A 14,239-nucleotide genomic window follows, 5' to 3' on the forward strand; every position below is an offset into this window, starting at 1 on the left:
CGGTCCGGACCGGGGCCTGCGTCAATTTGCACAGGTGCCGCAGGAAACGAGAAACGGCGCCGAACCAGAGGTCCGGCGCCGTTCTTCTAAAGGTTTTCCAAAGGCTTAGATGAGCCCCGCGCGATCGGCGTCCATGACCTTGGCCCAGGCCTTGGCAAAGTCCTTGACGAATTTCTCGCCGTTGTCGGCCTGTGCATAAACCTCGGCAAGGGCGCGCAGCTGCGAGTTGGACCCGAAGACTAGGTCAGCACGCGTGCCGGTCCACTTCTTCTCGCCCGTCTTGCGGTCATGCGCCTCAAACAGGCTGCCCTTTTCGTCTACCGCTTTCCATTCATTCGCCATGTCCAGCAGGTTGACGAAGAAATCGTTGGTCAGCGCGCCGGGACGGGTCGTGAAGACACCATGCTGCGAGCCGTCATAGTTCGCTTCCAACATGCGCATCCCGCCGACAAGCACCGTCATTTCCGGCGCCGTCAGAGTGAGAAGCTGTGCCTTGTCGATCAGCATTTCCTCAATGGAAACGCTGTACTCGCCCTTGGCGTAGTTGCGGAAACCGTCGGCCTCGGGCTCGAGCGGATCGAAGCTTTCGGCGTCGGTCTGCTCTTCCGTCGCATCCGTGCGGCCGGGGGTGAAGGGCACTTCGATGTCGTAGCCGCCAGCCTTGGCCGCCGCTTCGACAGCCGCGTTACCGCCGAGAACGATCAGATCCGCGAGGGAGACTTTCTTGCCACCCGAGGCACTGTTGTTGAACTCGGCCTGCACGCGCTCCAGCACATCCAGCACTCGGCCCAACTGGTCGGGCATGTTGACCTCCCACTCCTTTTGCGGCGCCAGGCGAATGCGCGCTCCGTTCACACCGCCCCGGCGGTCGGACACGCGATAGCTGGAAGCCGCGGACCACGCGGTATAGGCCAGCTCGGACACCGAAAGCTCAGATTCTAGCAGCTTGGTCTTGAGCGCCGCCGCATCCGTGTCGTCGATGAGCGGGTGATCGACCGCCGGAACCGGGTCCTGCCAGATCAGGTCTTCTTTCGGCACTTCGGGACCGACATAATAGTCCTTGGGGCCCATGTCGCGGTGCGTCAGCTTGTACCACGCGCGGGCGAAAGCATCGGCGAATTCGTCGGGGTTTTCATGGAAGTGGCGCGAGATCTTCTCGTACTCGGGGTCCATGCGCATCGCCATGTCAGCGGTCGACATGATGATCGGCACCTTTTTCGAGGGATCCTCGGCGTCGGGCGCCATGTCTTCCTCTTTCATGTCCTTTGGCGTCCATTGCCACGCGCCGGCGGGGCTTTTCGTCAGCTCCCACTCGTATTTGAAAAGGACGTCGAAATAGGACATGTCCCACTTGGTCGGCGTCGGCGTCCACGAGCCTTCGAGGCCCGAGGTAATGGCGTCACGGCCCTTGCCGGACTTGTAAGTCGACATCCAGCCAAAGCCCTGAAGTTCCATCGCGCCGCCTTCGGGCTCGGACCCGACATGGCTGGCCTCGCCTGCGCCGTGACACTTGCCGAACGTGTGGCCGCCGGCGGTCAGCGCGACGGTCTCGTAATCGTTCATCGCCATGCGTGCGAAGGTTTCGCGGATGTCGCGGCCCGAAGCGAGCGGATCGGGTTGGCCGTCGGGGCCTTCGGGATTGACGTAGATAAGGCCCATCTGCACGGCGGCCAGCGGGTTTTCCAGAACCCGGCCTTCGGCATAGCGCGTGCCGGGCTGGTCGCTGGTGGCGAGCCACTCGGTCTCGGAGCCCCAATAAATGTCTTCCTCGGGCTCCCATACATCCTGACGTCCGCCGCCAAAGCCAAAGGTTTCGCCGCCCATGGATTCGATGGCGACATTACCGGCGAGGATCATCAGGTCGGCCCAGGAGAGCTTGTTGCCATATTTCTGCTTGATCGGCCACAGGAGGCGGCGGGCCTTGTCGAGGTTTCCGTTATCGGGCCAGCTGTTCAGAGGAGCAAATCGCTGCGTACCGGCGCGCGAGCCGCCGCGACCGTCGGCCGTGCGGTAGGTGCCAGCGCTGTGCCACGCCATACGGATGAAGAAAGGTCCGTAGTGGCCGTAATCCGCGGGCCACCAGTCCTGACTGTCGGTCATCAGCGCGGTCAAGTCCTTCTTGAGCGCCTCATAGTCGATCGACTTGAAAGCTTCGGCGTAATTGTAGTCCTCGCCCATCGGATCGATGTTCGACCCGTTCTGCGCCAGGATCTTGAGGTTGAGCTGGTTCGGCCACCAGTCCTTGTTCGACTGCACGCTGAAGCGCGTGGCACCATGCATCACCGGGCATTTGCCCTGATTTTCAAGATCGTTGCCGTCCATGAGTATCTCCCAGTTTTTCTACTGCATTATTTGGGACTGACGGGAGCTCTGTCCAACCGGTCTGACCAGGTTTTCGCGGAATCGCCCCGATATCAGTTTAGAATCGTTCTACCAGATTCAGGCCATATATATAAGTTGCAATTTTTGATTATTATCATAAGAAAAAGATATGACGAAAATCACCCTTCGACAGTTGCGCTATGTCGAGGCGCTGGCGCGTACGGGGCATTTCGGACGTGCCGCGGAAAGCTGTGCGATCAGCCAGCCTGCGCTGTCCATCCAGATCAAGGAACTTGAGGAAACGCTCGGTGCGCAGCTTTTTGAGCGCGGCGCGCGGGAGGTGCGGCCCACAGGGCTGGGCGAAGCGGTGATCGCCCGGGCGCGCGAGGTGCTGCGCGGGGTCGACGAGATTTCCGAGATGGTGCGGGCGGCGCGGGATACCCTGACGGGGCGCTTGCGGGTGGGGGTCATTCCCACCATCGCGCCTTATCTTCTGCCGCGGCTGCTGCCCGATTTATCCGACCGCTTTCCCGACCTCGACGTGCAGATCCGCGAAAGCGTGACGCCGCGCCTTCTGACCGAGCTGGGCGAGGGGCGGCTGGACACGGCCATCGTGGCGCTGCCGGTATCCGATCCCGCCCTTCAGGAAGTGGCGATTTTCGAGGAACCCCTGGTGTTGGTGGAACCTGCCGGCGCAACCGGACCGGCACCGCGGAACCCACAGGATTTAGCGGGTCTGCGCCTTTTGCTGCTGGAGGAAGGACACTGTTTTCGCGATCAGGCGTTGTCGTTCTGCAACCTGCCGGGGCAGCGCCCGCGCGAGGGGCTGGAAGGCACGTCGCTGTCAACTTTGGTGCAGATGGTCGGCGCGGGCATCGGTGTCACGCTAATCCCCGGCATGGCGGTCGAGGTGGAGACCCGTTCGGCTGATGTGCGCGTTTCGTCATTCGACGCACCACAGCCCACCCGGACGATTGGCATGGTGTGGCGAAAGAACAGCCCGCTGACCGAACAATTTACCGGCCTGTCAGAGCTTGTTCTGGCCGCCGCGCAACAAGACGCGACGGCCGGGGATCCTCGCTAGGACCCGTAGACGATACTGGGTAACCAGGTGATGATTTCCGGGAACATCATACAGGCCACCAGCCCCACTATCTGCAGGAACAGGAACGGGAGCGCGGACTTGAAGATGTCGCTCATCGGGATTTCCGCCGGCGCCACGCCGCGCAGGTAGAAGAGCGCGTAGCCGAAAGGCGGCGACAGGAAGCTCATCTGCATGTTTACCAGGTAAAGCACGCCGAACCACAGCACCAGTTCGCCCTCGGATCCCAGACCGAAGGCCTGCGCGCCGAGCGCCTTGATGATCGGGACGAAGATCGGCACCGCCAGAAGCAGGATGCCCACCCAGTCGAGGAACATGCCCAAAAGGATCAGCACGACCTGCATCAGGATCAGGATGCCCCACGGGCCGAGACCCAAACCGGTCATCGTGTCCTCGACGAATTGCTGACCGCCCTCGAGCACGTAAAGCCCTACGAAGATCGTCGCACCGAACATGATCCAGATGACCATGGCGCTGGCCTTAAGCGTGGTGAGACACGCCTCGCGCACCGTGGCCCAGTTGAGCTTCTGGTGGATGGCCGCCACGATGAAGGCGCCGAAGGTGCCGATGCCCGCGGCCTCCACCGGGGTGGCGACGCCCGAGAAGATCACGCCGAGCACCACGGCGATGAGCGTGATAGGCGCGGCCATATTGCCCAGAAGGCGCATCTTCTCGGCGGTGCTGACGCGTTCATCGACTGGGATCGGTGGCCCCTTGGCCGGGTCGACGTAGCACATCAGGGTCACGTAGACGATGTAGAGCCCCGAGAGCATCAGACCCGGCAGAACCGCACCGATGAAAAGCTCGCCCACCGACTGTTCGGCGACCACCGCGTAAATGATGGCAAGGATCGATGGCGGAATGAGAATGCCCAATGTTCCGCCCGCCATGATCGACCCCATGGCGATCTTCGGATCATACTGGCGTTTCAGCATCGCCGGCAAAGCGATGATACCCATTGTCACCACCGCTGCACCGATCACGCCCACCATTGCCGCGAGGATCGTCGAGGCGATGATCGTCGCAGCCGCAAGACCACCCTTCACGCCGCCGAGAAGCTTGTAGATGACGTCGAACATCTCGTTGATGATCCCCGCCCTCTCCAGCATTGCGGCTAGAAAGATGAAAAGTGGAATCGCCGAAAGCTGGTAGTTCGTCATCAGCGGGAAGATCCGGCTGGGCACGATGTTTAGCGTCCGTGCATCGCCAAGGATGAACAGGAACACACAGGCCAGACCGCCGGTGACGAAAGCAAGCGGCAGGCCCGCCATGAGCAGGACCATCAGGCTGCCGAACATCAGCAGCGTGAGCCATGCAATATCAATTTCAATACCCATAGGCTCAGGCCCCCTGCATCGCGTTGCGCACTGTCATCAGGTCGCGCGCGAGTTTCGCGATCCCTTGCAGGATCAGAAGCACGGCACCGACCACGATGGCCCATTTGAAAGGCCAGTAGGCGATCTGCCATTCCGAGAAGGATACTTCGTCCACCACGGTCGCATCCATGGCGAAGATCCACCCGGTGACCAGCAGCGTGCCCGCGAAGATGAAAAAGAAGATCGAGGTGAATAGATCGACCAGCGCTTTGCGCATTGGCGACCACGCCGCATAGAAGACGTCGACACGAACATGCGCCTCCGTCATCGCGGCGTAGGCGCCGGCGATCAGGTATTGCATCCCGAACATCAGGAACATGCCCTCATGCACCCAGATCGTGGGCGAGTTGAAGACATAGCGCGCCATGACCTCGAAGTAGTAGGCGAAGACGGCGATCACGGCCCAGTAGGCCACGAATTCGCCGGCGTAATAGGACAGCCGGTCTATGGCCCCGGTCCAGCCGGTGCCGATATGATCCATGTCGTGCTTGACCTCCTCGGTCTCGACCGCGTCGATCGCGATCTCGGCGGGAGAGGCATGTGCATCTTGCTGGTCGGCGCGCTCCTGTGCCTTGCGCACCAGTCCCGGCAGCAGAAGCGCATCGACGGCGACCAGCGCACACAGCACGAGGAAAGCGTAATAGGCGACATTGGCCCAGCGGTCGCGTTGGCCCGTCGCGGCCACGAGGTCGGGCTGTGCGGCTTCCAGATCGGCCTGGGCTGCGGCCAGCCGCTCGGTATCGGCGACCTTGTCCGCCTCGGCCTTTTCCAGCGTGCGTTCAGCGCGGATATACGCAAAGGTCCCTTCTTCGGCCTCGGCCAGATCTGACCGAAGTTTTTCGATCTTGGCGTCGGCGCCGGCGACTTTCGGTTCCAGCCTGTCGATCACGCGCTCGGCGCTTGCGACGACGTTGGCCGCCTGGCTTTCAACCTCGCGCGCGTCGCGCCCCTGCCCGTTGGCGAAGAGGATCACGAAGAAAATCGGGATGAAGATGAGCCCGAGCATGTTGCGCAGGTACAGCCGGTGCAGACCAAGAATGCCCCCGGTCACGAGGACGAGATAGCCGATCGGCAGGGAATAGCCCGTCGTGCGCGAGCGCCGCGACATCACCATCGCGACAAGCGGAAAGACGATCAGCGCACCCCAGTACAGCCAGTGCGGCAGAATGAAATCGATATTTGGCATGGGTTATCCGGTTTTTGAAACCTGAGGCGCGTCCCCCGACCGATGCCGGGGAACGCGCGGAGTTGTACGGCGACCGGACCGATCAGAGATCGAGCGTCTGGCCTTCGACCATCTCGGGCGTGACGTAGCCCAGCGAGCCGGACATCATGTAGTCAAGCTGCACCTTGAAGACGCGCGCAGCGTCCTTGTCCCGGTTGGCATACTTGAACCAAATCGGCACGGCGACCTCGGTCATGATCTCGACATCGGTCTGGCTGAGGCGCGTGACCTCGGTGCCGTCGGCCTCGAACTTGGCCCAGGCGTCCTGGTCGGCCTTCTGGATCGCGGCGTGGTGCGCGTCCGAGTAGCTGTGCACCTCCATTTCGACGAACTGCTTCATCTGGTCGGACAGCGCGTTCCAGCTTTCCATGCCCACGGTCAGATCCATGAGGTCGACCGGCTGATAGACCGACATGAAGCCCGGAGGGCCCATCGAGATGTAGTCGGTCACCTGGCTGAAGCCGAGGGCGTAGTTCACCGCCGGGCCCACATAGTCGGCCACGTCGATCGTACCTTTTTCCAGAGCCGGGAAGATTTCCGAGCCGGGCAGCAGCGTGGTCTTGGCGCCAAGTGCCGAGAAGAGTTCCGCGACCATGCCACCGGGCGCGCGCATCTTGCGGCCGGCAAAGTCATCGACGGACCGGATCGGCACCTTGGAGTGAATGATGTTCGGGCCGTGGTGAATCGGGCCGACGAAATGCATGTTCTGCGCCGCGTAAAGCTCGCGCGCCATCTCGAGCCCGCCTAGACCGTAGTAGAACGTGTCGAATTCGTGCGGGTTGCGCAGGCCGAGCGGGTAGCTGGTCAGGAACATCGCCGCCGGGATGATGCCCTGCGCATAGATGGTGAAGGGGTTCACGGCGTCGAGCACGCCGTTCTTGACGGCATCGTAAAGCTGGAAGTCGCCGACGACGTCGTTGGCGCCGAACGGCTCGAAGGCAAGCTCTCCGCCGGTCTTCTCGACGATCGAGCCGGCCCAGTCCTTGAAGATCTGAAGGCCGATGCCGCCCGGCCAGGACGTCTGGACCTTCCAGGTTTTGGTGTGGCTCGCCGCCGTGGCGATGGACGGCGCGGCGAGACCCGCCGCCCCTGCGGTGGCAAGACCGCTGAGCGCGGCACGCCGCGAAATACGTTTCGTGTCTGTCATGACATCCTCCCTAGAGTGTTCTGCATCCCGAAGCGCTGGCTCCTCTTCCCGGCCTTCGGAACGTCGCCATACATTAAGGCCCGGGGCAAATTGGTAAAGGAGTTTTTCCAATTCTTTCGAAGGATTGGCCGGTTACTCCGCCCATGATTGAATCGCCCGTCAGGGCGTCGTGATCGGCGGCGGCTTGCGCCGTTTGCCAGAGAGCGCGTTGCCGGCGATGGCTGCCAGAAGGATCGCACCACCGGCAAGTGTAAACGCGCTTGCCGTTTCGCCGAGAAACAGCCAGACCCAAAGCGGACCCAGCAGAACCTCGGCGAGCGACAGCAATGCAAGTTCTGCCGCCGGCAGGCTTTTGGAGCCTAGCGTGTAAAGGATAAGTCCCGCGCCGACCTGAAAAACGCCCATCGCCAGGGCGATGCCCGCGTCGCGCGCGGTCAATAGAACGGGCAGACCCAGAACAAGGCAAAAGCCCAAGGTGATGAAGATAGCGAAGATCCCCGACAGGAAGACCGCCGGAAGCATGTCGCCGGATTTGCCCCATCGCAAGGCGACCGTGAACACCGCGAAACCAAGCGCCGAGCCAAGGGCGGCCAGGCTTCCAAGCAGGGCGACGCCACCAGACTTGTCCACGACCATGATCGCGATCCCGCCGATGGCGACCGCGATGGCAATCCAGGTGGCCCGGCGCACGGGCTCTCTCAGAACGATCCAGCCAAGCACCGCCGCCATGAAAGGCGCCGTCGCGAAAAGCAGCATCGCATTGGCGACCGAGGTCGCCTGAATGGCATATATCCCGCCCGAGTAGGCGGCGACAAGAGATATACCCCCGAAGACCGCCGGCAGACCAAGACGTTGCACCTGTCGCAGAGGCGGCACGTCGGACCGCCAGCGCAATACGACATAAAGAAATGCGGAAAGGCTGAGCGAGCGATATAGCAGGATTTGCCAGACCACCGCATCCTCGATCAGACGGATCCCGATCCCCACGGTCGACCACAACACACCCGCCGCGAATACGAACAGAAGTCCTGTGCGCGGGGCGTCCACTGCGATGAGGGGGCGAGGTGGGGCGGTCATTGTCAGGTCATTCCTTCCTGCGACGACCGTAGACACGCGCACGCGCCGACCGCGCGAACGTTTGCGACATTTCCGGGTGAATAGATTGATCGCCGCCGGGATTCAGTGCGGGTGAGGTGTCCGGAAATCTCAAATAGCCGGGAACCTTTCAATCGCGCCGGGGTTGTGCGGTTACACAAAAGACTAGCACGTGAATTCTCCGCAGCCCTTTTCGCTGCGGCCCATTCCTTGCACGCCAATAAACCCGCCGATGTCATCGCTGCGGGAAACGAGGGTGGCAATAAATGCCTGATCATATGGACAAAATGAACCAAGAAAGCCTGCTCTTCTTTCCGAGGGTCAACCGGCGGGTCTTCTCGGTGTCGGCGATCCTCATCATCGGCTTCATCATTCTCGGGGCCGCGTTCAGCGAGACCGCCGGGACCGTTTTCAATGGCGCACAGGACTGGCTGGCCGGAAAGTTGGGCTGGGCCATGATCGCGCTTGTGAACGTGTTGGTGATCGCCGTGGTTTACCTTGCCTTCGGGCGTTTCGGCGACATTCGTCTGGGTAAAATGACGGAAGAACCTGCCTACGGGTTATTTCCCTGGACGGCGATGCTGTTCTCGGCCGGGATCGGCATCGGGCTGATATACTGGGGCGCGGCGGAACCGCTTTACCACTATTTCGCGCCGCCCATTGGAGAGGCCGAAACCGAAGCTGCCGCCAAGCAGGCGATGACCATTTCGTTCCTGCACTGGGGCTTTCACGCGTGGGCCATTTACGCCATTGTCGCGTTGAGCCTGGCCTATTTCCATTTCCGCAAGGGCCTGCCTCTTACCATCCGGTCAGCGCTTTACCCGCTTCTGGGCGAAAAGATTTTCGGCTTTTGGGGCGATGTGGTGGATATCCTCGCCGTCTTCGGCACGATGTTCGGCATCGTCACCTCGCTTGGTCTTGGCGCGATGCAGATCAATTCCGGCCTTGGCGAGGTTTTTGGTGTGCCGCAAAGCACGACGGTGCAGATCCTTGTGATTGCCGGCATCACGGCCATGGCGACGCTCTCGGTTGTGGCAGGCCTTGATGGCGGCATCAAGCGGCTCTCGAGCCTCAACATTCTGCTGAGCCTCGTTTTTCTTGTATTTATGGTGATCGTCGGCCCGACGCTCTTTATCTTTGACACGTTCGTGCAAAGCTATGGCGCCTACGTGCGTGACCTGGTCTTCTGGGGCACATGGTCGGAGGCTTGGACCGATGGCGGGACGTGGCAGAACAGCTGGACCATCTTCTACTGGGCGTGGTGGGTCAGCTGGGCGCCGTTCGTGGGCGTTTTCGTGGCCCGCATCAGCCGCGGCCGGACCATCCGCGAGTTTCTTGTCGGCGTCATGCTGATCCCTGCGACAATCATGTTCTTCTGGTTCTGTGCCTTTGGAGGCACCGCGCTGTCCATTTCGCTTGGAGGCGATCCGACGCTGGTCGAGGCGACCAAGGAGTCGTATGGCGATGCGATGTTCGCGCTTTTGGGCTACTTCCCTGCGTCCGAACTGACCTCGGGCTTCGCGATCGTGCTTATTACACTGTGGTTCGTGACCTCATCGGACTCGGGCTCTTTCGTGATCGATATGCTGACGGCGGGCGGGGACCCCGATCCGCCAAAGGTGCAGCGGGTCTTCTGGGCCGTCAGCGAGGGCGCGGTGGCTTCTGTCCTGCTGCTGGCGGGCGGACTCTCGGCCCTGCAGGCCGCCGCTGTGATCGCGGGCTTCCCCTTTGCGGTGGTGATCGTGCTGATCCTAGTCGGTCTTTTCAAAGCGCTAAGCTGGGATCCACTGATGGTTTACCGGCACAACCAGCGTTACCGTAATGACGCGGAGGCAGACCACGCCATGCCGGACGAATTACCTGGAGAGCTTTACGGGCAGGACCCGGTTGTGCCCAGCGAAGGCTCGGCCCAGCCGGCGGAGTAAACGCCACCGAACCCTAACGACCGCGCGCCGCCTTGGCGCGCGGTTTTTTTGTGGCTTTACCTCGTCAGCTGCATTTCGAATGCCCGCAGCTTGCGCAGGTCAGACAACCCTCGATCTTGCGCATATCATAGCTGCCACATGACGGGCAGGCCGCGCCGCGCGGCCCGTCAAGATTGACGACCTTTGCTGTCGGATCGCTTTTGAGGCCAAGCCCCTCGCCTTCCAGAAATCCGATGGAAATCATGTGATTTTCCAGCACGCCACCGATGGCGGCAAGGATCGAGGGGATGTATTTCCCGTTCATCCATGCCCCGCCACGCGGGTCGAACACCGCTTTTAGTTCTTCGACCACGAAAGACACATCGCCGCCACGCCGGAACACCGCCGAGATCATCCGGGTCAAGGCCACTGTCCAGGCGAAATGTTCCATGTTCTTAGAGTTAATGAACACCTCGAAGGGCCGCCGGTGGCCGTTAAGAACGATATCGTTGACGGTGACGTAAATCGCATGGCTGCTATCGGGCCATTTGAGCTTGTAGGTCGCGCCTTCAAGCTCTTCCGGCCGGTCGAGCGGCTCGGACATGTAGACCACTTCGCCACCCTCGGCGGGCATTGCGCCACCTGTTTGCGCCGGTGCCTCACCCGGGGTGGCGTCGGCGCTTTCCGACACGCTGAGCACGCTACCGGTCACGTCGTTCGGGCGGTAGGTGGTACAGCCCTTACAGCCGAGATCCCAGGCCTGCAGGTAGACGTTCTTGAAGGCCTCAAAGCCGATATCGGCCGGCACGTTGATGGTCTTCGAGATACTCGAGTCGACCCACTTCTGTGCTGCGGCCTGCATTTTTACATGCGCCTCTGGCTCCAGCACCTGCGCATTGACGAAGTAGTCGGGCAGCTCGGCGTCGCCGAACCGTTCGCGCCAGAGCTGCACCGCGTAATCGACCACCTCTTCTTCGGTCCGGCTGCCATCTTTTTGAAGCACCTTGCGGGTGTAGGAATAGGCGAAGACCGGTTCAATGCCCGAGCTGACGTTGCCAGCGTACAGGCTGATCGTGCCGGTGGGGGCCACGCTTGTCAGCAGCGCGTTGCGGATGCCGTGCTCGGCGATGGCGGCGCGCACGTCCTCGTCCATCTGCTGCATTGTACCGCTGGAAAGGAAAGGATCGGCCTCGAAAAGCGGAAACGCGCCCTTTTCCTTGGCCAGATCCACCGAGGCGAGATAGGCCGCCCGTCCGATGCGCTTCATCCAGGCCTCGGTCTGGGCCACGGCGTCGTCATCGCCGTAGCGCAGCCCGCACATCAGCAGCGCGTCGGCAAGTCCGGTGACACCCAGGCCGATGCGGCGCTTGGCCTGCGCCTCGGCCCGCTGTTCTGGCAATGGGAAATTCGAAGCGTCGACCACGTTGTCCATCATGCGAACGGCGGTGGCCACGAGATCATCGAGTTGCTTGTCGTCAAGCCCTGCCGCGTCACCGAACGGATCACTGACCAGCCGCGCAAGATTGATCGACCCCAGAAGGCAGGCGCCATACGGCGGCAGAGGCTGTTCGCCGCAGGGATTCGTGGCGGCAATGGTTTCGCAATAGCTCAGGTTGTTGGCGGCATTGATGCGGTCGATGAAAATGACGCCCGGCTCGGCGAAATCATAGGTCGCCTGCATGATCCGGTTCCACAGGTCGCGCGCTTGCACCGTCCTGTAGACGGAATCGCCGAAGACCAGATCCCACGAGCCATCCTGCTTTACCGCCTCCATGAAGGGATCGGTCACCAGCACGCTCAGGTTGAACATTCGCAGCCTTGCGGGGTCTGCCTTGACCGCGATGAAGTCTTCGATGTCTGGGTGGTCGCAGCGCATTGTCGCCATCATCGCGCCACGGCGGCTTCCGGCGCTCATGATCGTGCGGCACATCGCGTCCCATACATCCATGAAGCTGAGCGGGCCGCTGGCATCAGCGCCAACGCCCTTCACCTCGGCGCCCTTCGGCCGGATGGTCGAGAAGTCATAGCCGATCCCGCCGCCTTGCTGCATGGTCAGCGCGGCTTCGCGCAAGGCGTTGAAAATACCGTTCATGTCGTCGGGGATCGTGCCCATCACGAAACAATTGAAAAGCGTCACGGCCCGCCCCGTGCCCGCGCCGGCGGTGATGCGGCCAGCGGGAAGAAAGCGGAAATCCTCGAGCGCGGCATAAAACCGCGCCTCCCAAGCTTTCGGGTCAGACTCCTGCGCCGCGAGGGACCGCGCGATGCGGCGCCACGTGTCCTCGACCGTGCCGTCATGCGGTGTGCCGTCCGCCTCCTTGAAGCGGTATTTCATGTCCCAAATGGACTCAGCAATCGGCGCGGCGAAACGGCTCATGGAACACCATCAGTTGCGTGTGAAGAGACGAGTCAAACTATAACTTGACGCCTCGACGGTCAAGCATGTCGGTCTGCCAAAGCCGCAGGATTTCTGCGGTAAAGCCGAGGCCAGCGCCGCCGGAAGATCCTGTCCTGTCGGCAGCGCTCGGCCGATATCGCCCTGCCTATAACCCTTGAAGCCATGCCTGTTTCGGCTACTTTGATTGCAGCATTCGCGAGGGGGTCTATTGGGCGATCTCAATCTCATAAAGCTAAGCGTAGGGTCGGAAACCGTCGAAAGCCTGATCGCATGGCAGTCAAGCGCGCCGGCTAAGGGGCCGGATGGTTTGCCGCGCCACGTGACGCGCATGTGGCCACGGCGCGAGGCGGAACTGCTCGACGGCGGCTCGATCTATTGGGTCGTTCAGGGCCTTGTGCAATGCCGTCAGCGCATCGTGCGGCTTGATGAGGTCGTACGCGCCGATGGTATCCGCCGTTGCGGCATCGTGCTGGACCCCGAGATCATCCGCACTCAGACCGCGCCCAAACGGCCTTTTCAGGGATGGCGCTATCTTCCGGCCGGGGACGCTCCGGCTGACCTGCCCGAGACACGCCAGAACGAGGAAGCCTTACCGGCAAGCCTTTCCGCGGCTTTGGCGGATATCGGAGTGCTTTAAGAAAAGCGACCGGTCGACGCCCACGAAAAAAGCGGCACGTTCCCAATGTGCCGCTTCCGGAGGCAAAGCAGCAAAAATCCGCCTGAAATGCCAACCCACTGGCAGCCTGGAGGCCGATCGCACCGAAGAGGTGTTACGTTTTTCCCACAGATCGACGAGGAATTGATGGACCCATCCTTGGCTTCGGCGCGTTGACATCCCATCTCCAGTCTCAGCACGGGGCGGCAACCTGTCGTACCCGCAAGAGTTGAAATCACCGGACAGACAAAAAGGATCTGACCATGAAACGTACGATGATCGCCACAACGGCACTCGCTCTGGCTGCAGCCCCGGCTTTCGCCGGCTCGCCGGCGCCGGCGCCGGTCGACACGCCCGTCGCGGCTCCCGCCCCCGTGGCCGCAACTCCCAACTGGACCGGTCTCTACGGCGGCGTGCAGCTGGGCTACAACAACATGGACTCGAACATTGCCGGCAACGATGAGTCCGCAATTGGCGGTCTGATCGCAGGTTACGACTATGACTTCGGCGATTTCGTTCTGGGTGCCGGAATCGACTACGATTTCACCGACACGGCCATTTCGGAAGCGCCCAACCCGAGCATTTCGCTCGAAAATATCTTCCGCGCCAAGGTGCGCGGCGGCATCAAGTACGGTGACGGCCTGTTTTACGGGACCGGCGGCTACGCCGAGGCCAGCTCCGACAACTTCGGCAGCGACGACGGCTACTTCATCGGTGCAGGCTATGAGACGATGGTGACCGACAACTTCTCGCTCGGCGCCGAGTTGCTTTACCACGAGTTCGACAACTTCAACGGCTCGAACGCGGATATCGAACCGACCACGGTTCAGCTGCGCGGCATGCTGCGGTTCTAGAAACCCGAGCTGCGTCATAAGTGAAAGATTGTTCCCGGCCCGCCTTTTGGCGGGCCGGTTTCTTTTTGGGTAATGCCTGTCGGGTTTCATGTCGGTAAAGGCAGGCACCAGAAACCAATACGGCCGTCTTCAGCCGCGTGCGACTGGCCGTTTCATCCGGA

Annotated in this window: 10 protein-coding genes; 4 read left to right on the forward strand and 6 right to left on the reverse strand. The window is 61.5% G+C overall.

What is annotated here, in order from left to right; all coding sequences use genetic code 11:
* Nucleotides 1–105 precede the first annotated feature (105 nt).
* Nucleotides 106–2,322, reverse strand: coding sequence for a catalase/peroxidase HPI (gene katG, locus EZV60_RS14060; protein ID WP_135506226.1), 2,217 nt, complete (start codon nucleotides 2,320–2,322; stop codon nucleotides 106–108).
* A 169-nt stretch (nucleotides 2,323–2,491) separates the two neighbouring features.
* Here katG and EZV60_RS14065 point away from each other — a divergent pair, with 169 nt between their 5' ends.
* Complete coding sequence (locus EZV60_RS14065) at nucleotides 2,492–3,406, forward strand: hydrogen peroxide-inducible genes activator (protein ID WP_135506227.1); 915 nt, start codon at nucleotides 2,492–2,494, stop codon at nucleotides 3,404–3,406.
* Here EZV60_RS14065 and EZV60_RS14070 read toward each other — a convergent pair.
* From EZV60_RS14070 to EZV60_RS14085, 4 genes are all read right to left on the reverse strand, one after another.
* Complete coding sequence (locus EZV60_RS14070; RefSeq protein WP_135506228.1) at nucleotides 3,403–4,761, reverse strand: TRAP transporter large permease; 1,359 nt, start codon at nucleotides 4,759–4,761, stop codon at nucleotides 3,403–3,405. The genes EZV60_RS14065 and EZV60_RS14070 overlap by 4 nt on opposite strands.
* Nucleotides 4,762–4,765: 4 nt before the next feature.
* A complete protein-coding gene (locus EZV60_RS14075; RefSeq protein ID WP_135506229.1) occupies nucleotides 4,766–5,986 on the reverse strand; it encodes a TRAP transporter small permease subunit in 1,221 nt (406 codons plus the stop codon).
* Between the two features lie 82 nt (nucleotides 5,987–6,068).
* The gene (dctP, locus tag EZV60_RS14080; RefSeq protein WP_135506230.1) at nucleotides 6,069–7,172 is read right to left on the reverse strand and encodes a TRAP transporter substrate-binding protein DctP; all 1,104 of its coding nucleotides are present in this window, start codon (nucleotides 7,170–7,172) and stop codon (nucleotides 6,069–6,071) included.
* A 159-nt stretch (nucleotides 7,173–7,331) separates the two neighbouring features.
* Complete coding sequence (locus EZV60_RS14085) at nucleotides 7,332–8,249, reverse strand: DMT family transporter (protein ID WP_135506231.1); 918 nt, start codon at nucleotides 8,247–8,249, stop codon at nucleotides 7,332–7,334.
* A 284-nt stretch (nucleotides 8,250–8,533) separates the two neighbouring features.
* Here EZV60_RS14085 and EZV60_RS14090 point away from each other — a divergent pair, with 284 nt between their 5' ends.
* On the forward strand, nucleotides 8,534–10,192 hold the full coding sequence (locus EZV60_RS14090; RefSeq protein WP_245306313.1) for a BCCT family transporter: 1,659 nt from the start codon (nucleotides 8,534–8,536) through the stop codon (nucleotides 10,190–10,192).
* A gap of 64 nt (nucleotides 10,193–10,256) precedes the next feature.
* On the opposite strand, the gene EZV60_RS14095 is transcribed toward EZV60_RS14090, so the two are convergent.
* The gene (locus EZV60_RS14095; protein WP_135506232.1) at nucleotides 10,257–12,548 is read right to left on the reverse strand and encodes an adenosylcobalamin-dependent ribonucleoside-diphosphate reductase; all 2,292 of its coding nucleotides are present in this window, start codon (nucleotides 12,546–12,548) and stop codon (nucleotides 10,257–10,259) included.
* 229 nt (nucleotides 12,549–12,777) lie between these two features.
* Between EZV60_RS14095 and EZV60_RS14100 the strand changes: the two genes are divergently transcribed.
* Nucleotides 12,778–13,206: a DUF1489 family protein gene (locus EZV60_RS14100; protein WP_135506233.1), complete on the forward strand. Its 429-nt coding sequence runs from the start codon at nucleotides 12,778–12,780 to the stop codon at nucleotides 13,204–13,206.
* A gap of 281 nt (nucleotides 13,207–13,487) precedes the next feature.
* Nucleotides 13,488–14,078 carry an outer membrane protein gene (locus EZV60_RS14105; protein ID WP_135506234.1) on the forward strand — a complete coding sequence of 197 codons (591 nt, stop codon included), beginning with the start codon at nucleotides 13,488–13,490 and terminating at the stop codon, nucleotides 14,076–14,078.
* The last annotated feature ends 161 nt before the right edge of the window (nucleotides 14,079–14,239 follow it).

Source organism: Roseovarius aestuariivivens (genome assembly GCF_004761875.1).
Lineage (GTDB): Bacteria > Pseudomonadota > Alphaproteobacteria > Rhodobacterales > Rhodobacteraceae > Roseovarius > Roseovarius aestuariivivens.